Source organism: Kribbella sp. NPDC051137, from assembly GCF_040682535.1.
Lineage (GTDB): Bacteria > Actinomycetota > Actinomycetes > Propionibacteriales > Kribbellaceae > Kribbella > Kribbella karoonensis.
This window is the reverse complement of the sequence record NZ_JBFBBI010000001.1, coordinates 108595-129041: the sequence shown is the minus strand read 5'-3', so window position 1 is coordinate 129041 and position 20447 is coordinate 108595. Positions and strand designations below refer to the sequence as shown.

The window sequence follows — 20447 nt, the reverse complement described above, 5'->3', positions numbered from 1 at the left end:
CCGCGCAGCTCATTCGCTGGACGGTGACGTGCGGCACCTCGTGATGATGCCCTCGACTGTGCTGCGGAACTGCTCGCGGTCGCCGGCCGGGATCGGCTCGGTCAGCCGACCGAGCGCCTCGCCCATGTCGGCGTGGAACGCGGACGCCGCCTGCCGCCCCGCCTCGGTGAGCGTCACCCGGACCGCCCGCCGGTCCCCCGGTACGGCCGAACGCACCGCGAGCCCGCGCTTCTCGGTCCGGTCCACCAACCCGGTCAGCGCCGCTTTCTCGACGCCGAACAGCTGTGCCAGCTCAGCCATCCCGCGCGGCCCACCGATCAGCACGCACAGCAGCTTGGCCTGCACCGGCGTCAGTTCGTGCCGTTCCGAGACCGTCGCGTAGATGCCCTGGACGAGCGTCATCAGCTGGATCAGCCCGGTGCCGGTGTCCAACTGTTCCGCCCACGTCTCGCTCACGGCTTTACGGTACATGGCGCGTATGGTTAATCACGCGTACAGTACGTGGCATTAACCATCTGGGAGGACCGATGTCATTCACCGACGAGGAGCTCGAGTACCTGCGGACCCAGCGGATCGCGCGGATCGCCACGGTCGGCCCGGACGGGCAGCCGGACGCCGTACCGGTCGGGTTCGAGTACGACGGCACGCACCTGTTCATCGGCGGCCTGGACCCGGCGAAGACGCGGAAGTACCGCAACGTGCAGGCCGGCAACACGAAGGTCGCGGTGGTCCTCGACGACGTACCTTCGACCGACCCGTGGGTCCCCCGGTACCTTCGGATCTACGGCGTGGCCGAGCCGGTGGAGCGCACCGGACAGTTCGGCCCCGGCAAGTACCTGCGGATCACGCCGACGATCTCGTGGAGCTTCAACCTCGAAGGCAAGCCCTTCGGCCACGGGGACAAGGTGAGCACCAACCGCACAGTGCACAACACAGTGGAGTCCGCATGAGCTTCGACACCCGGGCGGGCACGCACGGCGCCCGGCAACTCAAGGGGCAGCCGCTGCGGTGGATGAACAGCCTGGTCAGGCAGCTGATCCGGCGCACCGGCGGCAAGGTCGGCGGGTTCGACATGCTCGTACTGCGGACGATCGGCCGCAAGTCCGGTGCCGAGCGGCGGACGCCGCTCAGCTGGCTCCCGGCCGCCGACGGCAGCCGGCTGATCATCGCGTCCGCCTGGGGCGGCTCGGGGAATCCCGACTGGTACTACAACCTGGCTGCGAACCCCGACCGCGTCCGGATCGACATCGGCGGCGAAACCGTGGACGTCCGGGCCGAGCAACTGCACGGCGCGGCCCGCGACGAGGCGTGGCGGCACATCGTCGCGACCGCGCCGCGGTTCGCGGGCTACCAGCAGAAGACCGATCGCGAACTCCCGATCATCCGGTTGGCGCCACGCGACTGAGCACTACCGGAGTGCGCGAGTAGGTTGGGAGCATGCGACCGCTGCTGCTGGGCGCTGCTGTGCTGCTGGGGGTGGCCGCCTGTGGCGGTGGCGGTTCCGGGAAGGAGCCCGCCGTGACCGCACCCTCGAGTATTGCCGTGACCAGCCCGGCCTTCCGGGACGGCGGGACGATCCCGCGCAAGTACACCTGCGACGGCGAGAGCCTGCCGCCGCCGCTCGCCTGGTCGAACATCCCGGCGAACGCCAGAGCGCTGGCGCTGGTGGTCGACGACCCCGACGCCCCCAACGGCACCTTCACGCACTGGGTCGTGCTCGACGTCGAGCCGATCGCCGCAACGCTGGCGGAAGGAGGCGTGCTGCCGGGCGTGAAGCAGGCGAAGAACTCGGGCGGCAAGACCGGGTACTACCCGCCGTGCCCGCCCAGCGGCACGCATCACTACCGCTTCACCGTCTACGCCTTGTCGCAGCCGACCGGCCTACTGAACGGCGCCGGCCTGAGCGAGGCGCTGAAGGCGATCGACGCCAAGACCATCGCCCGCGGCCGTCTGACGGCGACGTACTCGCGCTGACGTGACCCAGGTCACATCGAACGAGCCATTGACGTTCTGACTACGTAGACAGAACCTGACTACGCAGTCAGACACCGGCGAGAGGGCTCACGACCATGGCATCCGAGGACGGTCAGCGCCGGCAGCCGCGCAGCACGGATGTCGCGCGGTTGGCGGGGGTGTCCCAGAAGACCGTGTCCCGGGTCTTGAACGGCGAGCCGTACGTCAAGGACGAGGTACGGCTCCGGGTGCAGGCGGCGATGCGTGAGCTCGGCTACCGCCGCAACGACGCCGCCCGCGCGCTCAACTCCGGCAAGACCCGCCGGATCGGCGTGGTCTGCCTCGGTACGGCGTTGTTCGGGCCGTCGACCCAACTCGTCGCGATCGAACGCACGCTGCGCCGTACCGGCTACTCGATGACCATCGTGAACACGCTCGAGGGCGACACCATCGCCAGCGCCGTCGAGCACCTCCTCGAGCAGGGGGTCGACGGCATCATCCTGTCCGAACCGATCGACGAGGGCGACCAGTCGATCGACGTCGATCTCCCCGTGCTCAGTTTCGGCCGGTTCCCGGGGTTGCGCGCGAAGCCGAGCCTGGACACCGGCGGCGACAACGTCAGCGCCGGCCGCAGCGCGACCGAGCACCTGCTGGGTCTGGGGCACCGGACCGTGTGGCACGTCGCCGGACCGCAACGCTGGTGGGCGGCGCGGGATCGGCTCGAGGGCTGGCGTCAGGCCCTGTTCGCTGCCGGCGCACCCGAACCGCCTGTCCTGCAAGGCGATTGGCTCCCCGCGTCGGGCTACGAAGCCGGCCGGGAGCTGGCCGCGAACGCCGACGCCACCGCGATCTTCGTCGCCAACGACGACATGGCGATCGGCGTCCTGCGCGCGCTGACCGAGGCCGGACGACGGGTCCCGGACGACGTGAGCATCGTCGGCTTCGACGACATCCCGGCCGCCGCGTTCCTCACCCCACCACTCACCACGATCCCGCAGGACTTCGACCTGCACGTCGAACGCGGGATCGCACGCCTCGTCAACGAGGTCGAGTCGCCAACCGGCGACCGGCCCCCCACGCCGGACACACCGTCGCTCCGGCTGGTTGTTCGTCACTCCACCGCTACACCTGCCTGAGCCTCAGCACCTCAGCACCCTCAGCACGCCCATCGGACACCCGGCCGCGCCGGGTGCCCAGCACCGCCGCGCCCGAACCCAAGGAGTTGTTCGCAGTGTTCATGAACCGTCTTCGCCGACGGACAGCCGTCGGCACCACTCTCGTCCTGGCCGCAGCCCTGGCACTCGCCGCCTGCGGCGGAGGCGGCGGGTCGTCCTCGAACGCCGCCAGTCCGGCGCAAACCATCAGTCAGGCAGACATCGACAAGGCGATGTCCACGCCGACCCAGCTGACCTTCTGGACCTGGGTGCCGAACATCCAGAAGGAAGTCGACCTGTTCGAGCAGAAGTACCCCGCGATCAAGGTGAAGGTGGTCAACGCCGGCCAGGGCACCCCGCAGTACACGAAGCTCCGGACCGCGCTGAAGGCCGGCACCGGGTTCCCGGACGCCGTCCAGATCGAGTTCCAGTACATCCCGACGTTCTCGCTGACCAAGAGCCTGATGGACCTGCGGCCGTACGGCGCCGCCGCACTGAAGGACAAGTTCGTGCCCTGGACCTGGCAGCAGGTGGTCGGTTCTGGCGGCCAGGTCTGGGCGATCCCGCAGGACAGCGGGCCGATGGGGATGCTCTACCGCAAGGACATCTTCGACAAGTACGGCATCGCCGTACCGAAGACGTGGGACCAGTTCGCGGCCGCGGCCCGCAAGCTGCATGCGGCCGCACCGAACATCTCGATGACAAACCTGGCGCAGAGCCAAGCCGGAGTCTGGTTCGGCCTGCTCTGGCAGGCGGGTGTGAAGCCGTTCGAGACGCCGAGCACCGACTCGGTCAAGATCGACCTGAACGGCGCGGACTCCAAGAAGATCGCCGACTACTGGGGTGGCCTGATCAAGGACGGCTCGGTGTCGACCGACGCCGACTTCAACGACCAGTGGTACCAGGCGCTGAACCGCGGCAAGTACGCCACCTGGCTGACCGCCGCGTGGGGCCCGGTCTTCCTCGAAGGCAGCGCGAAGGCGACCAGCGGCAAGTGGCGTGCGGCGCCGCTCCCCCAGTGGGACGCGAGCAAGAACGTGTCCGGTAACTGGGGTGGTTCGACGACCGCGGTCGTGCAAGGGACGAAGAACGCGATCGCCGCGGCGAAGCTGGCCGAGTTCATCAACACCGACCCCGCGTCGACCAAGATGTTCGCGACCCAGCAGTTCCTCTTCCCGGTCACGAAGGCACTGCTCGCGGACACGTCCTTCGTCGACAAGCCGCTGCCGTTCTACGGCGGCCAGCCGGTGAACAAGCTGTTCGCGGGCATCAGCGACACGGTCGACACGAAGTTCCAGTGGCCGCCGTTCCTGGACCAGGCCTACAGCGACTGGGGCGAGACCGTCGGGAAGTCGTTCGCGAACAAGGGCGACACCAGCGCGGCGCTCGACCAGTGGCAGAGCCGGGAGACGACGTACGCGAAGAACCAGGGCTTCAAGGTCGGGCAATGACCGTCAACGCCACCGAACGACGGCTCGGGGCCCAGACCCCGAGCCGCAGTGAGGCCCGCCGGCGGAGGCGTGGGGTGAGCCACGCCCCCACCGGCTACCTGTTCGTCGCGCCGTTCCTGCTGGTGTTCCTCGCCATGCTGGTCCTCCCGCTGGCCTACGCGGCGTACCTCAGCCTGTTCCAGGAGAGGCTGATCGGCGGCACGGTGTTCGCCGGGCTCGGCAACTACACCCGGGCGCTGACCGACCCGAGGCTGCTGTCAGGTGTCGGGCGGGTCGGCCTGTTCTTCCTCATCCAGGTGCCCGTGATGCTGCTGATCGCCCTCCTGGCCGCGCTGGCGATCGACAGCGGATTGTTGCGGTTGGCAAGGGTCTTCCGGCTGGGCGTCTTCCTGCCGTACGCCGTACCGAGTGTGGTCGCCGCCCTGATGTGGGGCTACCTGTACGGGCGGGACTTCGGGCCGTTCTCCCAGCTCGCGGGTGATCTCGGACTGCCGGCACCGGCGTTCCTCACCAGCCACTGGATGCTCGGGTCGCTGGCGAACGTCGTCACCTGGGAGTTCACCGGTTACAACATGATCATCCTGTACGCCGCTCTGCGCGCCGTACCGCACGATCTGTACGAGGCCGCGGCGGTGGACGGCGCCGGCGCGATCCGGACCGCGTGGAGCATCAAGATCCCGGCGCTACGGCCCGCACTGCTGGTGTGCCTGATCTTCTCGGTGATCGGCAGCTTCCAGCTGTTCAACGAGCCGCAACTGATGCAGCGGCTCGCGCCCAGCGTCATCGACAGCGCCTACACCCCGAACCTCTACGCCTACACGCTCGCCTTCACCGGGCAGGAGGTGAACTACGCGGCGGCGGTCTCGTTCCTGCTCGGCCTGGTCATCGTCATCGCGTCGTACGCCGTCCTGCTGGTCAGCACGCGAAGGAGCCGGTCGTCATGACACGTCGCAGCAATCTGCTCACGATCCTGATGGTCGTCCTGCTGCTCTACTTCCTGGTGCCGCTGTTCTGGCTGTTCGTGGCCTCGACCAAGACGGTCGGTGACCTGTTCTCGAGCTTCGGCCTGTGGTTCGCGCACGACTTCTCGCTCTGGTCCAACATCCACGACACCGTGACGAACGGCGGCTGGGTGTTCGCCCGCTGGATGGGGAACACGGTCTTCTACGCCGTGGTCAGCGCCGGCGGGGCGGCGTTCCTGTGCGCCCTCGGCGGCTACGGCTTCGCGAAGTACCGGTTCCGCGGCAACTCCTCGCTGTTCGGCCTGGTGCTCGGAGCGATCATGGTGCCGACCACGGCGCTCGCGATCCCGACGTACCTGCTGTTCAGCAAGGCCGGGCTGGTGAACACGCCGTGGGCGATCATCCTGCCGTCGCTGGTCAGCCCTTTCGGCCTGTACCTGATGCGGATCTACGCGCAGGACGCGGTCCCGGACGGGATCATCGAGGCCGCCCGGATCGACGGTGCCGGCGAGTTCCGGATCTTCTTCCAGGTCGCGCTCCGGATGCTTGCCCCGGGCATCGTCACCGTGGTCCTGTTCACCCTGGTCGCGACCTGGAACAACTACTTCCTGCCGCTGATCATGCTGAACAACCCCGACCTGTACCCGGTCACCCTGGGACTGGCGCAGTGGTCGTCGCAGGCGAGCGCCGGCGGCGGTACGACGGGCGCCGTCCTGTCCCTGGTGATCACCGGTTCTTTCCTGTCGGTCATCCCACTGATCGCGGCCTTCCTGTTGCTGCAGCGGTACTGGCAGTCGGGGCTGGCCGCCGGCGGCGTCAAGGCCTGATCCTCCCTCCCACATTGGAGAAACACAGTGCACGAGCGTGTGCTTTTCGGAGCTGCGTACTACAACGAATACCAACCCGACGACCGGCTCGAGCAGGATCTCGACCTGATGGCCGCGGCGAAGTTCTCGGTGATCCGGGTCGGCGAGTCGGTGTGGTCGACCTGGGAGCCGGAGAACGGCCGGTTCGACCTGGACTGGTTGCAGCCGGTCCTCGACGGTGCCCATGCCCGGGGCATCGCAGTACTGCTGGGCACGCCGACGTACGCCGTGCCGCCGTGGCTGGCCCGGCTCTACCCGGAGATCGCCGGTGAGCGGAAGACCGGGCAGCCAATCGGCTGGGGCGCGCGCCAGGAGGTCGACTTCACCCATCCCGGCTTCCGGTTCCACGCCGAGCGGGTGATCCGCAAGATCGTCGAGCGGTACGCCGGGCATCCCGCCGTGATCGGGTTCCAGGTCGACAACGAGCCGGGCAACGAACTGCTCCACAACCACGGGGTGTTCCAGCGGTTCGTCGACAGCCTGCGGCACAGGTACGGCGACGTACAGACGCTCAACGACGAGTGGGGCCTGGTGTACTGGTCGCACCGGCTGTCGGACTGGGCAGACTTGTGGACGCCGGACGGCAACGTGCAGCCGCAGTACGACGTGGCGTGGCGGCAGTTCCAGGCCGACCAGACCACGGAGTTCATCGGCTGGCAGGCAGACATCGTCCGCGAGTACAAGCGTCCCGACCAGTTCGTCACCACCTGCATCTCGTACGAGCGGCCCGCGATGGCCGACGACGAACTGATACGGCGCCTCGACGTGACGGCAGGCAACCCGTACTACGCGATGCAGGACGGCCTGCTTCATCCCCAGACAGAGCCGGCATCGCAGGGCTGGACCACGAACGGCACCTGGGCGCTGTACCTCAGCGCGGACCGCATGTACTCGTCACAGCAGCGGCCGTTCCTCGTCACCGAGACGAACGCGCAGTCCATCGGCTACCCGTGGGACAACCGTCCGGCGTACGACGGTCAGTGGCGCCAGGCCGCCTGGGCTCTGGTCTCACGCGGAGCGAGCATGATCGAGTACTGGCACTGGCACACCCTGCACTTCGGTGCGGAGACCTACTGGGGCGGAGTGCTGCCACACAACGGCCGGCCGGGTCGCACCTACCAGGAGATCGCCCGCATCGGTGCCGAGCTCGAGGCGGCCGGGTCCCTGATGACCGGTCTGACCCCGGACAGCGACGTCACGATGCTGTACTCGTTGCCGAGCAAGTGGCTCATGCAGAAGTACCCTCCGCTGTCCCACGAGGACGGCAGCCCGGACCGGCAGTCGTACCAGGGTCTCTTCGATCCCTTCTACCGTGGGGCTTTCGACGCCGGCCTACAGGTGCGCATTCTGCACGCGAGCCAGTTCACCGGATCGGTTCAGGACCACCCTGTGCTCGTCGTACCGGGCCTGTACCTCGCGGACGACGAACTGCTGGCACAGCTGGTAGCGTACGCCGAGGCAGGCGGCCACCTGGTCGTCGGACCGCGCACGGGGTACGCCGACCGGGAGGCGCGCGCCCGGACCGACGTACAGCCTGCTGGGCTCGCCGCGGCGGCCGGGGTGTCGTACGACGAGTACAGCAACCTCACAACGGACCTGCGCGTTCTGGGATTCGGAGACGGGGCGGTGGCCACGCGGTGGATCGACGGGCTGCAGGTCGACGACGCCGACGTGCTGGCGACGTACGACCACCCGCACTTCGGACGGTGGCCGGCCGTCACCACACGGGCCTGCGGTGACGGCCGGATCACCTACGTGGGCACGGTTCCGAGCCCGGCGCTGGCCGTCGCGCTGTTCCGGTGGATCCGGCCGAGCCCGGCAGGTGACCTGCCGGGCAGCGTGACCGTCACGTCCGCGACCACCGCCGACGGGCGGCGGCTGCGGTTCGTCCACAACTGGTCGTGGGACGAGGTCAGCCTTGACCTGGACGCCCAGGCTCGTGACGTACTCGGCGACGTCGTGGTCGACGGCAAGCTCGACCTCGGCCCGTGGGACGTCCGGGTGCTGCTGGATCAGTAACCGTTGCCGTAACCGCCGCCTGAGGACGACGAGGGCGCCGGGCTGGGCGCTACCGCGGCCGAGGTCGTCGCGGCGTGCCAGGTGAAGCTCATGCCGGAGAAGTTGTCGGACACGTTGTTGCCCTTGGCCTGGCCGTTGTTGTCGAGCTTGAAGCTGTACAGCGGCTTGCCCTGGAAGGTCAGCTGGTCCGCGCCCGTGTCGGAGCGTTTCATCGTGCCCAGCCCGCTGACCGACTTGGCGTCGGCGGCGGTCCCGGTCGCGGGCACCCAGATGTCGAGGCAGCCGCCGGTGCACTTGATCGTCCCGCCGGCCTCCTGCTGGGCGAAGTACAGCGTCTTCCCGGACGCGTCGACCAGCGCCTTGCCGACCCCGCTGACGTCCTTGACGGACACCGCCGCCGCTGCCCCGCCCCCGGCGGCCGGCGGCGAACTGCTGTTGCTGCCGCCGCACGCCGCCAGCGTGCCGACCGCGGCTATCGTTGCCCCTAGCAACAAGATCGTGGTTTTCATCAGGATCTCCTCTCACCCCGCAGATACGCGCGATCCCGGCGAGCGGTTCAGATTGAACCGTTTTCCGCTGTCCGACGTAGTTCGGGGTGTGGATGACGAGACGGTGATCCGCGCGCTGTACGACAGGTACCGGCGGCCGCTGTTCGGGTACGTACTGCGCTCGGTCGGGGATCGCCAGTACGCCGAGGACATCGTGCAGGAGACGATGACCCGCGCCTGGGCGCACGCTGCCGAGCTGGACCCGGACCGGGCCGGCCGGTGGCTGTTCACGGTCGCCCGGAACCTGGTGATCTCCGGCCGCCGCAAACAGGGCGCCAGGGTGACGGAGGTGCCGATCGACGGCCGCGAGTTCCCGGCGCTCGGCGACGACATCGACCGGGTGCTGCAGGTCTGGCAGGTGATCGACGTACTGCGCGGGCTCAGCAAGGACCATCGGCAGGTGATCGTCGAGCTGTTCTACCGGCGGCGCACCGTCAACGAGGCGGCTGCTGTCCTCGGCGTACCGCCGGGGACGGTGAAGTCGCGCAGCTACTACGCGCTGCACGCCCTCCGCGCGGCGCTGGAGGAACGAGGAGTGACCGGCTCTTGACGTCCTCCCCGCCATAGATGGTGGGGATTCCAACCCGACTACGCGGAGGTAGAGAGTTGAAGTTCACGCTTCTCAGCGACCGGTACCGCAGTCGCTCCACGTGCGTTCACGGCCCGTCCGGCCGCGATGTTGACAGCAGCGTTCACGTCGGCGTTCGCGCTGTAATTGCAGGTCCGGCAGCGGAAGACGGCTTGGCTCTCGCGCGCCTCCCGGTCCCTGGTCCCACACCGCGAACACGTCTGACTCGTGTAGGCCGCAGGAATCTTCTCGACCCGGCCGGCGGCCTTGTCCTCCAGCCGCTGGACCAGCTGCCCCCAGCCATTCGCCAGGATGCCGCGGTTCAGGCCGGCCTTCTGCCGAACCCGCCTGCCAGGATTGTCCACTGTCCCCTTGGCCGACCGCGTCATCTGGACGATACGCAGATCCTCGACCCGGATCACATCGAACGCACGGGCGAGCCGGGTGCTGGTCTGCTCGACCCAATCCTTGCGCCGGTCCCCTTCCCGGGCTTTCAGCTTGGCAATGGCCGACCTGGTCTTGGCACGGTGGTTGCTCCCTTTCTCCGAGCGGGCAAGCCGCTGCTGCAACTCCCGCAGCCGCCTCCTCTCGCCCGTGGTCAACGTCGGCACCCGCAGTTTCTCGCCCGTCGACAGAGCTGCCGACACGGTCACACCACGATCGACACCGACAACCCCACCGGTGCCCGGCCCGGGAATCGGGTCCGGGACCACCGCGAAGGCAATATGCCACCTTCCGCGGCGATCACGAGTGACGCGGTACGACTTCGCGTGAGGAACGGGCTTGGACAGCCGCAACTTCACCCAACCAACCTTGGGAACGAGCACCTGGGCCCACTTGCGGTTCAGCTTGTCCACTCGCTGGGCCCGCGGGCCCACGATCCGGAACCCTTCGTGGATACCGGCCTTGCGCCACGTCGGTCGCTGGTGAGTGCCGCCGAAGAGGTTCGTGACGGCCTGGGCAAAGTCACGCAACGCCTGCTGCTGTACGGTCTGCGACCCGGACCGCAACCAATCGTTGCCGGAGCGGGCCTCGGTCAACTGGCGCGCCTGCTCGACGTACCGCGGTGGATGACGCCTGCGTCCCGGCGACCACATCCCCCACTGCTCAAGCGCCAGGTTCCAGACGTATCTGGCGTGTGCACAGTGCCCGAGCAGCGCCGCTTCCTGCTCCGGAGTCGGGGCGAGCCGGAAGCGGGACATGCCATTCATTCAACCAGCCGGGACCGACAGTCCCTGACATGTGGAGGGAGGGAGTTGCGGTCCCTCTCCGCCCAGATGGACGGGGTTTCGCCGCAACCAGTGCGATGACGTGCCCCGAGACGACCTCGATCGGTGCCTACGTGCTCGGTGCGCTTGAGGCGTCGGAACGGCACGCGGTCGAGGAGCACCTGACGACTTGTACGTCGTGCCGCGAGACGTTGCTGCAGTTCGCGCATCTGCCGGGCCTGCTGCACGCAGTACGCGTCGAAGACATCGAGAGCGACCAGCCGGAGCCAGCACCGCTGCAGCTCACCAAGAGGAAGTGGCCGCGGCGTCGATGGGCGTTGGCCGTGGCGTCGACGGCGACAGTCACAGGCGTCGTCAGCTGGGGTCTGGCGACTGCACCGGCCTCGGCTACCTGGTCAGCTACCAACGGGGTCGGTGGGATCGACACCACGGCCAAGCTGATCAGCCGGGGCTGGGGCACGGACATCCAGCTCCGGCTGACCGATCTCAAGCCGTACGAGCACTGCATGCTGGTCGTCCACGGCCGCGACGGGAGCACCCAGGTGGCGGGCTGGTGGGCAGCCAACGGCAGCTACCAGGCCAAGGTCCCGGCCAGTACGTCGATCCCGCTGCAGAACATCGACCACCTCGACGTCGTCGACACCGGGGACACCGTACTGAGCACGGTGTCCCCGACGACGCACTGATTCACCAGCTGTTGTTGGAGATGCCCGTGCCCAGGATGACCTGGTCGTAGGTGTTGCCGTCGTTGTCGTCGGTGTAGGCGACGGCCACTTCGGCGTACGGCGAGACCGCGACCACCATCTGCTCCTGCCGGCCCGTGGTGACCGAGCTGAGCTTCTGCGAGGACAGACGGCCCGTGTCGGTGCCATCGGTGCCGAACCCGCGGACCCAGACATCCGGGTCGGCGCCCTGGGTGGTCCAGCCGACGACTGTCTGCGCTTGGTCGTCGATGCCGATCGACGGCACGGTACCGCCGGCTGCGACCTCGGTGTCGGCGTAGCGCGCTGTGCCGGTCGGTGTGAAGGAACGGGTCCAAACGCCCGCGGTACCTGTGTGGTCGGACTCCCAGGCGACGGCGAAGTCGCCGTTGAAGTCAGCCGCCACCGAGGCGTGCTGCTGCTGGCCACCACCGGAGGCGTTGGCTGAACGGCGCGAGAGCGTTGCTGTGCCGTTCGTACGAGCCAGCCGGATCAGGCCGATCTGGTAGTACCCGTTGCCGTCGGCGTCGTCGTCCCACACCACCACGGCGTCTCCCGACGCGGACACGGCTACGTCCGGGTTGTGGTGCTGGCCGGTCGTGGCCGAGGCCGATACCTCCCAGGCACGTGTAGAGGGCCCGGTGAAGCCAGCAGCTTTCACGGTGGCCTGGGCGCCGGTCTGGATGTCTTCCCACACCACCGTGAACGCAACCGCGGCACCAGAGGGTGCACCGTCAGGATCGACGGCGACCCGTGGGTTCAGCTGCTGACCAGTGGCGCTGCTGTTGGCGTTGCCGGACGCAGTGACAGTGCCCGCGGTGTTCACGACGCGGTACGGGATGTTGTAGTACCCGTTGCCGTCCGGGTCGTCCTGCCAAACCACTACAGCGTTGCCCTTGTCGTCCAGACCGACGTCCGGGTGCAGATGACGCCAGTTCGTCACACCCGAGTTCCCACCCGCGGACAGCTTCTTCTCGTACACAGCAGTGCCGTCGTGGAACAGCCGGAGGTAGATCTCGCTGTGCACGTTGTCCGTCGCGTTGTCGGTGTCGCGGTCGTCCTCCCAGACCACGGCGACGTACCCGTTGCGGTTGGTCGCTACGGACGCGTTGTCCTGGTCACCAGTGGACACGCTGTTGGCCGTCACCCAGGTGGGCGTGGCGACGAATGCTTGAGCGGTGGTCGCAGTGAGCACCAGCGCGGTGGCCGCAAGTGCGGCGACAGGAAGAATCTTCTTCATCGTCACACCGCCTGCAGGCCGGGACGGCCGTCTTCGATGACGAACGACTTCACGGTGGTCGCGGCGGCGCCGTGCTCGCTCACCTTCGCCACAGCCCTGAAGTCGGCGTGCAGCTGGGTCGGCGTGATCGTGGTCCGGACATAGCCGCGGCGGTTGTTGTAGAACTTCAGCCACGGGTTGGTCCCGACGTCGGGGATCGTCGTCGAGCCGTCCCCGTCGCCACCCGACGTCACCGAACTGCTGACCAGTTCGCTGCCGATGGTCGCCGAGCTCGCATTGCTGTAGTCCGCCTTCAGGTCGCTCGCCCACGCCCGGTGCACGTCACCGGTCAGTACGACGGGGTTCCGGACCGACCGGTCCACCCAGCCCTGCTGGATGCGTGCCCGCGAGGCGCGGTACCCGTCCCACGAGTCCATGCTCGCGCCGGTCGAGTTGAACCGGCGGGCGAAGAACACCTGCTGCCCGACGATGTCCCAGGTCGCCAGGTGCTGGTTGAAACCGTCCAGCAGCCAGGTCTCCTGGGTGTTGCCGGGCAGACTGCGGGACGCCAGATCCGCGTCCGAGCAGACCTTCCAGCCGTCGCCGCAGGCCTGGTCGTCGCGGTACTGCCGGGTGTCGAGCATGTGGAAGACCGCAAGGCTCCCCCACCGCAGCCGTCGGTAGAGCGGGATGCTGTTGCCGTTGTACGTCTGAGCGGGCCGAAGCGGCATGTTCTCGTAGTACGCCTGGTAAGCGGCGGTACGACGGGCGGTCCATTGCGCGGTGGTCAGACTGGGCGTGCTGTCGGCCCTGACCATGCCGGCGTAGTTGTTCTCCACCTCGTGGTCGTCCGGTACGACGATCCACGGTGCGACCGCGTGGGCGGCCTGCAGGTCCGGGTCACTCTTGTGCTGCGCGTAGCGTCGTCGGTAGTCCGCGAGTGTCACGCACTCGGTGGTCCCGGCGTACAAGCGCGGCCGGCCGCTGGTGCCGCCGTACTCGTAGATGTAGTCGCCGACGTGCAGGATCAGGCCCGGATTGTCCTCGGCCATCCGCCGGTAGACGGTGTAGTAGCCCTCCTCGTAGTGCGCGCACGACGTGAACGACATCAGCAGGTCGCGTCCGTTCGTGCCGATCGCCGGTGTGGTGCGGGTCCGGCCGACGGGCGAGACGTAGCCCTGGGCGCGGAAGCGGTAGAAGTAGTCGGAGTCGGGGTTCAGCCCACCTGCGACGACATGCACCGAGTGGGCGGCGGCGTACGACGCTGTGACCGTGCCGGACGCGACAAGAGTGCTGAAGGTGTCGGTGGTCGACACCTGCCAGTCGACGGGTACGTCGGTGGTCGCCATCCCGCCGTGCCCGTCGGCGTTGAGCGGGCTCGGGGCCAGGCGGGTCCACAGCACGACGCTGTTGGCGTCCGGCTCGCCGGAGGCGATGCCGAGCTGGAACGGGTACGGGACAGCGGCGGTGGCGGTGATCACGGAGGTCTGGGCGGCTGCCGGGAGGGCGCCGACCCCGGCCGTGGCGAGTCCGCCGAGAACAAGGGTCCTGCGACTGATTGGGCTCATGAGCCTCACCTTCACGGATACTCAGGGCGGTGGGCCCCCGGTCCGGTCGAACTGCCGGTGACCATTCGGGGACCTTGAGTGTGTGCGGTGCTCCGTGCCCATGATGGCGCAGAATTGGTAAACTTCCTACAGCAGGACGAGCAGCAACAGAACGGCCGTCGGCACGCCCTGAAGCAACGTGTTCAACCAGAGTCGCCGCTCCGTCGCGAGCAGCACGAGCGCCAGGAACACGTGCTGCCCGGCCGTGAACGCGACCAGCGCCTCACCCTGCGGGACGTGCCCCGATCGCGCGAGGACGACGCCGAGCGCGAGCGCGACCGCGGTGGTGAAGTTGTAGAAGCCGAGATTCACGATCCACAACCTGACCGCGTCGAAGTCCCGGCGCTCGAGCAGGAACAGCGGGTAGAGCCGCGGGTGGCGGTAGAGGAAGGACTCCATCATCCAGACTCCGGCGAGCAGTACCGCGAACACGATCGCCAGGATCTGCGCCGCTGTCCTCATCGGAGATCCACTCCGTGGCGCGCGGCGACCGCGCCCAGCGCCACGTAGTCGGTGGGATCGGCGTCCGCGAGATCCGCGAAGAACGCGCCCATCCGCCCGGTCTGGCTGATGACCAGGAACTTCGCCGTCGGCGTCAGCACCGAGAAGGTGTTCAACGTGCCGGCGGGGATGCTGATCGAGGCGCCCGGGCCGAGGTCGTAGCCCTGATCCTCTGCCTGTACGAGGATCCGGCCCTGCAGGACGTAGAACGCCTTGCTCCACGCCTCCCGGTGCGGTAGTGCCGCGTCGGCACGCGGCGCGTCGATCTCGAACACCTCGTATTGACCGGCGGTGTGTTCGGTGCCGATCTTCACGGTCACGGTCGCGTCCGGGGCGGCGTACTCGACGCCCGTCCCGGCGCTGCTCAGATGCACTGATTCGCTCATGACAGCGAAGGTAGGAAGGCGTCGGGCACACGGCCATCCCGTGCCGCTGGGCTCGACGAGCCGGCCGGAATCCCCACATTCCGGGGATGGCCGACCGTCCGGCGGGCGGGCCATACTGAGCCCATGTGGGAGGGCCGGGCGCGGGTCGCGCGCCGGGACATCGCGGCGCTGGCGACGGCGGGGATGGGCGTCGCCGAGCTGCACGCGGCCGCGATCGGGGTGGTCGAACAGGTCGTCGGCAGCGAGCTGACCTGCTGGGCCGGTATGGATCCCGGCACGCTGGTGATCAGCTCGATGACCAGCGGCGGGGCCCGCATCCCCGCGGAGTACGAGCCACGGCTGGCGGAGACGGAGTACGCCGGGACCGTGCCGAACTCGTTCGCCGAGCTGGCCCGGGCCTCGCGCCGGGTCGCGCGACTGTCGGACCTGCCGTACCGCGAGGTGCTCGGGCACCGGCGGCTGAACGAGGTATGGCGGCCGCTCGGGATCGAGCACGAGGTGCGGGCCACCTTTGTCGTCGACGGGGACTGCTGGGGCGCGGCCGGATTCGTCCGCAGCGGGCCGGACTTCAGCGATCGGGAGCTGGACTTCCTCGGGTCGGTGGCGCCGGTGATCGGCGCGGCGACGCGGGTCGCCGTCCGGACCGACGCCCACGGGTACCGCGGAGGGGCCGGCCCGTCGATCGTCGTCACCGGGCCGGCCGGAACACCGCGGGCGATCACCGCGGCGGCGCGGACCTGGCAGGACGAGCTCGGCCGGCGGTTCGGCGTACTGCTCAAGGCCGTCGTCACCGGGACCCGGGCCTCCGCGTCCGGTACCTTCCGGGCGCGGCTGCAGACCGAGTCCGGCGGCTGGATCCTGATGCAGGGCAGCCGATTGATCGGCGACGACGTCCCGGACGACGGCGAAGAGGTCGTGGTGACGATCGAGCCCGCGTCGGGGCAGCAGCTGCTCGGGATGCTGCTCGCGGCCTACGGGCTGACCACGCGGGAGCGGGAGATCTGCCTCGAGATCATCGCCGGGCACTCGACGACCGCGATCGCCGACCGGCTGTCCATTTCGCCGCACACCGTCCAGGACCACCTGAAGTCGGTGTTCGCCAAGGTCGGTGTCCGCAGCCGCGGGGAGTTGGTCGCGAGCCTCAGGCCGGAGTGAGCTGTTTGCGGTAGGTCCCCGGCGGTACGCCGAAGTCGCGCTTGAACGCCTTCGCGAACGCGAATTCCGAGGTGTACCCGATCTCCTTCGCGACGGTGGCGAGGGGGCGGTCGTGGTCGCGGAGCAGCCGCGCCGCGGTCGTCATCCGCCAGCGGGACAGGTACGTCAACGGGGGCTCCCCCACCGCCTCGGTGAACCGGCGCGCGAACGCGGCCCGCGACAACCCGACGTCCGACGCGAGCTCGGCGACCGTCCACGCGGCGCCGGGCCGCTCGTGGATCAGCTCCAGTGCCTGCACGACGGACGGATCCTGCAGCGCTCGCGCCCAGCCCTGCTCCGTCGGGCAGTCGCGGTCCTCCATCCAGGCCCGCAGGATCAGCACCAGCAACGCGTCCACCAGCGCCGGTACGACGGCGGCCGCACCGGGCCGCTGCGCGTCGAGCTCCTCCCCCAGGATGCTGATTGCCGTATGCAACGACCGGTGCCGGCCGGGATCCGCCGGTACGACGACCACGTCCGGGAGCCGGGCCAGCACCGGATGCGGGCGGTCGCGGTCCAGCCGATACGTCCCGCAGAGCAGCAACGCCCGCGCACCCTGCCCTTGCGGCGGCTCCTCGACCGACGGGTCGAACGGGACCACTGGCGAGTCGGGGTGGTCGACGAGCGCGTGCTCCAGGCCGCGCGGTAGCAGCACCGCGTCCCCGGGACCCAGTGGGATCGGCGACCCGTCCGGCGGCAGCAACCACGCCGTACCTTGCAGGACCAGGTGGAAGGTGGCGCCGAACGAGCGCACGAACCCGAGGCCCCACGGCCCGCGGACGTCCGTGCGCCCCGACGTGGCGGGACCGGTCCTCATCGCGGAGACGACATCGGCGAGTACATCCATAGCTGCATCATACGCGCCACGCTCAAGACGATCGGACATAAACCAGCGCCTGATGGACATAGATCCGCTCGCACCGCGCGCCTACTGTCGGTTGTAGACATCAACTGAGAGGGAATACGGATGAGCATCGTCGTCACCGCAGCAACCGGGCACCTGGGCACTCTCGTCATCGACGAACTGCTCCGGCGGGTGCCGGCCGACCAGGTCGTCGCGGTCGCGCGGAACGCGGAGAAGGCCGCACCGATCGCCGACCGCGGCGTCGAGGTGCGGATCGCCGACTACAACGACACGGACGCGCTGGCGAAGGCGTTCGGCGCCGGCGACACGGTCCTGCTGATCTCCGGCCTGGAGCCGAACCGCCGCGACCAGCATCGCGCGGTGATCGCGGCGGCGCGCGACGCCGGCGTCGCGCGGATCGCGTACACCAGTGTGCTCGGCGGGCCGGAGGCCGACTTCGAACTGGCCGCCGACCACCAGGCCACCGAGCAGGCGATCCTCGACTCGGGCCTGCCGTACACGTTCCTCCGCAACGGCTGGTACAACGAGGTCTACGTCGACCAGATCGCCGGACACCTCGCGCACGGCGTCCTCGGCAGCGCGGGCGACGGCCGGATCGCCTCGGCGGCCCGGCGCGACTACGCGGCCGCGGCCGCCGTCGTGCTGACCGGTGACGGGCACGAGAAGAAGGCGTACGAGCTGAACGGCGACACGTCCTGGACGATGACCGAGTACGCCGCCGAGGTCGCGAAGCAGTCCGGCAAGGACGTTGCCTACCGCAACGTGTCGGCGGACGAGCACGCCGAGGCGCTGACCGCGGCCGGCATCCCCGCGCCGTACGTCGGGGTACTCCTCGACATCGACGAGGCGGTCGGCCGCGGCCTGCTGGACTCCCGCGGCAGCGACCTCGCCGAGCTGATCGGCCGCCCGACCACACCGCTCGCCGAGTCGGTCGCCGCCGCGCTCAAGAACTAGCGACGAGCTTGTTGCGCTGCTCTCCCAGTCCGTCGGCCCAGGTCCGGAGCTCGTCGCCTGCCTTCAGGTAGCGCGGCGGCTTCTGGCCCGCGCCGACGCCGGCCGGCGTACCGGTGCTGATCACGTCACCCGGGTACAGGGTCATGAACTGGGAGACGTAGTGCACGAGGTACCCGACGCCGAAGATCATCTCCGCCGTCGAACTGTCCTGCAGCGGCTCGCCGTTCACCTCGAGCCCGAGCTTGATCGCCTGCGGATCGGGGACCTCGTCGGCGGTCAGGATCCACGGGCCGAGCGGGCAGAACGTCGGGCAGTTCTTGCCCTTGTCCCACTGCCCGCCGCGCTCGAGCTGGAAGTGCCGCTCGGACACGTCGTTCACCAGCACGTACCCGGCGACATGCTCGAGCGCCTCCGCCTCGGAGCCCAGGTACGCCGCGGTGCTGCCGATCACCACGCCGAGCTCGACCTCCCAGTCGGTCTTGTCGCCGCCGCGCGGGATCACGATGTCGTCGTACGGACCGACGACAGTGTCCGGCGCCTTCATGAACAGGATCGGCTCGGCGGGTGCCTGCTGGCCGCCCTCGGCCGCGTGGTCGGCGTAGTTGAGGCCGACACACACGATCTTTCCCGGGTCCAGCGGTGCCGCCAACCGCACGTCCGCGAGGTCGACGGCGGCACCGTCCGGTAGTTGCACCCTGCCGTCGTCGTTCAGGACTGCGTCGCGCAGGCCGTCCGGAGTATGGATCCGGAGCAGTCTCACTTGTTCCTCCATCCAGAGTTCTTCGCCCAGTTGAGGTACGCGATACCCAACGCGTGCGAGCCTTGCACGGGCTGGAGTTGCACCGCGTCGTACACGCGCAACGACTGCTGGTAGATCAGCAGGTCCTGCTCGGCGTACTCGCACCAGCGCGCACACTGCACGGCGTTCGCCGGTACCGCGTCCCCGGTCCCGTCGACACGGAACCAGACCTCGTTCGCGGACCGGATCAGCTTCTGCGTAAAGGTTTTCGCGAACGCCTGCACGTCGGTGGCCGGTCCGCCGTCGATCCCAGCGTCGTACGCCGCGTGCACGAACTCCGTGCTGATCGCCGCGTGGCTCAGGTCCTCGACCTGCGTGGACGCCGGGTACGACGGGGTGTACTCGGAGATGCCCGCGGTCTTCGGGTACCCGGCGTACAACTGGCTGTACGGCGGCCAGTACGTCCACACGTACGCACCGTCCACGGACCGCAGCGCGGGCTGGTACGACGCCAGCAACTGCTGGACCCGGGTCTTGTACTCGGGCTTCTTCGTCACGCGGTACAGCTCGATCATCACCTGGCCGAGCGCCTGGCTCTGGTTGTACGGCTGGATCGTGCCGTCGAACGGGATCGGCGCGCCCTTCGGCCACACGTAGTTCCCGTTCCCGTCCCACTCCGGGTCGTGGAACGCCACAGCTCGAGTTGCCGCGCCGAGGACGTCCAGCGCGAACGCGTGCCGTGACCTGAGCTTGTCCGACTGCAGCACCATCCGCGCATACCGTGCCAGCGGGAACGCGATCATCCCGGTGTGTACGGCGAACACGTAGAACTGCGGCTGGAACGCGATCGTGCCCGCTGCCGGCGCGGGAGCAGCGGCCGGGGCGTCGCGGAGATCCACCGCCGTCCAGCGCAGCCCGGCGTTGTACGCGTTGTTCACCGCGGTCACGACGTACGCCGGTGAGGTGGGATCGAGGTCCACGTTCCGGAGCGTGACAACTGTCGTCGTGCCGGGGTTGCGTAGGACGAGGTCGAAGGTGCTGCCGACGACGTTCGAGACCTCGGCGGTGGACTCGCCGGACCTGGTGCCCGCCCAGCGCAACTGGACCGCGGGCGCGCCGGTCCCGTCCGGCAGGATGCCGTGGCCTGCCGTGTAGTTGCCGGCCGTGCGCCACACCTTGCCGGACCGGCCGGCGTAGTCCGTGACGTGCCGGGCGTGGTCGGTGGTCGCCATCAGGTGCCGGGCACGGTCCTCGAACGTCCGGAGGTAGCGCTCGTCCTGGTAGGCCTCGTACATCCGGAGCAGGCTGAGTCCGAAGTAGGACTCGCCCCAGGCGTACACACCGGCTTCGTTGTTCTGCGGATTCGACGCGAGGTAGCCGGTCTGTGCGACGTCGAAGGCCTGCGGTGAGTCGTAGACGAGCGGGTCGGCGGATGCGAGTGACGGGACACCTGCCCAGGCGGCGATGCCGCCGGCAGCGGTTCCGAGGATGAGCGTGCGGCGGGAGGGTTGCATGAAGCCTCACAAGAGTT

Annotated in this window: 22 protein-coding genes; 12 read left to right on the top strand and 10 right to left on the bottom strand. The window is 68.8% G+C overall.

The features are described from left to right. Positions 1 to 9 precede the first annotated feature (9 nt). Complete coding sequence (locus tag AB0M51_RS00645) at positions 10 to 456, bottom strand: MarR family transcriptional regulator (protein WP_363747544.1); 447 nt, start codon at positions 454 to 456, stop codon at positions 10 to 12. A 71-nt stretch (positions 457 to 527) separates the two neighbouring features. Here AB0M51_RS00645 and AB0M51_RS00640 point away from each other — a divergent pair, with 71 nt between their 5' ends. The 8 genes from AB0M51_RS00640 (at position 528) to AB0M51_RS00605 (ending at position 8405) form a co-directional block, all read left to right on the top strand. Beyond that, entirely contained in the window at positions 528 to 950 is a 423-nt protein-coding gene (locus AB0M51_RS00640; protein ID WP_363747542.1) for a PPOX class F420-dependent oxidoreductase, read from the top strand. Beyond that, a complete protein-coding gene (locus AB0M51_RS00635; RefSeq protein ID WP_344190389.1) occupies positions 947 to 1405 on the top strand; it encodes a nitroreductase family deazaflavin-dependent oxidoreductase in 459 nt (152 codons plus the stop codon). Before AB0M51_RS00640 ends, AB0M51_RS00635 begins: the two co-directional genes overlap by 4 nt. A gap of 32 nt (positions 1406 to 1437) precedes the next feature. Then, positions 1438 to 1974 carry a YbhB/YbcL family Raf kinase inhibitor-like protein gene (locus AB0M51_RS00630; RefSeq protein WP_344190391.1) on the top strand — a complete coding sequence of 179 codons (537 nt, stop codon included), beginning with the start codon at positions 1438 to 1440 and terminating at the stop codon, positions 1972 to 1974. Between the two features lie 95 nt (positions 1975 to 2069). Beyond that, positions 2070 to 3089, top strand: coding sequence for a LacI family DNA-binding transcriptional regulator (locus tag AB0M51_RS00625; RefSeq protein ID WP_344190393.1), 1020 nt, complete (start codon positions 2070 to 2072; stop codon positions 3087 to 3089). A 101-nt stretch (positions 3090 to 3190) separates the two neighbouring features. Further along, complete coding sequence (locus tag AB0M51_RS00620; protein ID WP_344190395.1) at positions 3191 to 4558, top strand: extracellular solute-binding protein; 1368 nt, start codon at positions 3191 to 3193, stop codon at positions 4556 to 4558. Then, the gene (locus tag AB0M51_RS00615) at positions 4555 to 5502 is read left to right on the top strand and encodes a sugar ABC transporter permease (RefSeq protein WP_344190398.1); all 948 of its coding nucleotides are present in this window, start codon (positions 4555 to 4557) and stop codon (positions 5500 to 5502) included. Before AB0M51_RS00620 ends, AB0M51_RS00615 begins: the two co-directional genes overlap by 4 nt. Next, entirely contained in the window at positions 5499 to 6347 is an 849-nt protein-coding gene (locus AB0M51_RS00610) for a carbohydrate ABC transporter permease (protein ID WP_344190400.1), read from the top strand. The genes AB0M51_RS00615 and AB0M51_RS00610 overlap by 4 nt, the downstream gene beginning before the upstream one ends. Before the next feature lie 27 nt (positions 6348 to 6374). Further along, complete coding sequence (locus AB0M51_RS00605; RefSeq protein ID WP_363747538.1) at positions 6375 to 8405, top strand: beta-galactosidase; 2031 nt, start codon at positions 6375 to 6377, stop codon at positions 8403 to 8405. Here the strand turns inward: AB0M51_RS00605 and AB0M51_RS00600 are convergent. Continuing rightward, positions 8399 to 8914, bottom strand: a complete 516-nt coding sequence (locus AB0M51_RS00600) for a hypothetical protein (protein WP_344190404.1) — start codon at positions 8912 to 8914, stop codon at positions 8399 to 8401. The genes AB0M51_RS00605 and AB0M51_RS00600 overlap by 7 nt on opposite strands. An 88-nt stretch (positions 8915 to 9002) precedes the next feature. Here AB0M51_RS00600 and AB0M51_RS00595 point away from each other — a divergent pair, with 88 nt between their 5' ends. Next, complete coding sequence (locus AB0M51_RS00595) at positions 9003 to 9503, top strand: sigma-70 family RNA polymerase sigma factor (protein WP_363747536.1); 501 nt, start codon at positions 9003 to 9005, stop codon at positions 9501 to 9503. Between the two features lie 38 nt (positions 9504 to 9541). On the opposite strand, the gene AB0M51_RS00590 is transcribed toward AB0M51_RS00595, so the two are convergent. After that, entirely contained in the window at positions 9542 to 10723 is a 1182-nt protein-coding gene (locus AB0M51_RS00590; protein WP_344190406.1) for a transposase, read from the bottom strand. Between the two features lie 104 nt (positions 10724 to 10827). Here AB0M51_RS00590 and AB0M51_RS00585 point away from each other — a divergent pair, with 104 nt between their 5' ends. Beyond that, the gene (locus tag AB0M51_RS00585; RefSeq protein WP_344190408.1) at positions 10828 to 11436 is read left to right on the top strand and encodes a zf-HC2 domain-containing protein; all 609 of its coding nucleotides are present in this window, start codon (positions 10828 to 10830) and stop codon (positions 11434 to 11436) included. Position 11437: 1 nt separating this feature from the next. Here the strand turns inward: AB0M51_RS00585 and AB0M51_RS00580 are convergent, their stop codons facing one another. The 4 genes from AB0M51_RS00580 to AB0M51_RS00565 form a co-directional block, all read right to left on the bottom strand. Next, positions 11438 to 12691, bottom strand: coding sequence for a hypothetical protein (locus AB0M51_RS00580; protein ID WP_344190410.1), 1254 nt, complete (start codon positions 12689 to 12691; stop codon positions 11438 to 11440). A 2-nt stretch (positions 12692 to 12693) separates the two neighbouring features. Beyond that, complete coding sequence (locus tag AB0M51_RS00575) at positions 12694 to 14238, bottom strand: alkaline phosphatase D family protein (protein ID WP_344190412.1); 1545 nt, start codon at positions 14236 to 14238, stop codon at positions 12694 to 12696. A gap of 126 nt (positions 14239 to 14364) precedes the next feature. Next, positions 14365 to 14739: a DUF1304 family protein gene (locus AB0M51_RS00570; protein ID WP_344190414.1), complete on the bottom strand. Its 375-nt coding sequence runs from the start codon at positions 14737 to 14739 to the stop codon at positions 14365 to 14367. Continuing rightward, the gene (locus AB0M51_RS00565; RefSeq protein WP_344190416.1) at positions 14736 to 15164 is read right to left on the bottom strand and encodes a cupin domain-containing protein; all 429 of its coding nucleotides are present in this window, start codon (positions 15162 to 15164) and stop codon (positions 14736 to 14738) included. The genes AB0M51_RS00570 and AB0M51_RS00565 overlap by 4 nt, the downstream gene beginning before the upstream one ends. A gap of 123 nt (positions 15165 to 15287) precedes the next feature. Here AB0M51_RS00565 and AB0M51_RS00560 point away from each other — a divergent pair, with 123 nt between their 5' ends. Next, positions 15288 to 16319: a LuxR C-terminal-related transcriptional regulator gene (locus AB0M51_RS00560; protein ID WP_344190418.1), complete on the top strand. Its 1032-nt coding sequence runs from the start codon at positions 15288 to 15290 to the stop codon at positions 16317 to 16319. On the opposite strand, the gene AB0M51_RS00555 is transcribed toward AB0M51_RS00560, so the two are convergent. Then, the gene (locus AB0M51_RS00555) at positions 16306 to 17205 is read right to left on the bottom strand and encodes an AraC family transcriptional regulator (protein WP_344190420.1); all 900 of its coding nucleotides are present in this window, start codon (positions 17203 to 17205) and stop codon (positions 16306 to 16308) included. The genes AB0M51_RS00560 and AB0M51_RS00555 overlap by 14 nt on opposite strands. A 120-nt stretch (positions 17206 to 17325) precedes the next feature. On the opposite strand from AB0M51_RS00555, the gene AB0M51_RS00550 reads away from it, so the two are divergent. Further along, the gene (locus AB0M51_RS00550; RefSeq protein WP_344190422.1) at positions 17326 to 18177 is read left to right on the top strand and encodes an SDR family oxidoreductase; all 852 of its coding nucleotides are present in this window, start codon (positions 17326 to 17328) and stop codon (positions 18175 to 18177) included. Here the strand turns inward: AB0M51_RS00550 and AB0M51_RS00545 are convergent. Both AB0M51_RS00545 and AB0M51_RS00540 read right to left on the bottom strand, forming a co-directional pair. Then, positions 18167 to 18937, bottom strand: a complete 771-nt coding sequence (locus AB0M51_RS00545; protein ID WP_344190424.1) for a fumarylacetoacetate hydrolase family protein — start codon at positions 18935 to 18937, stop codon at positions 18167 to 18169. The two genes, AB0M51_RS00550 and AB0M51_RS00545, sit on opposite strands and share 11 nt — an antisense overlap. Next, positions 18934 to 20430, bottom strand: a complete 1497-nt coding sequence (locus tag AB0M51_RS00540; protein ID WP_344190426.1) for a hypothetical protein — start codon at positions 20428 to 20430, stop codon at positions 18934 to 18936. The genes AB0M51_RS00545 and AB0M51_RS00540 overlap by 4 nt, the downstream gene beginning before the upstream one ends. Positions 20431 to 20447: the final 17 nt, after the last annotated feature.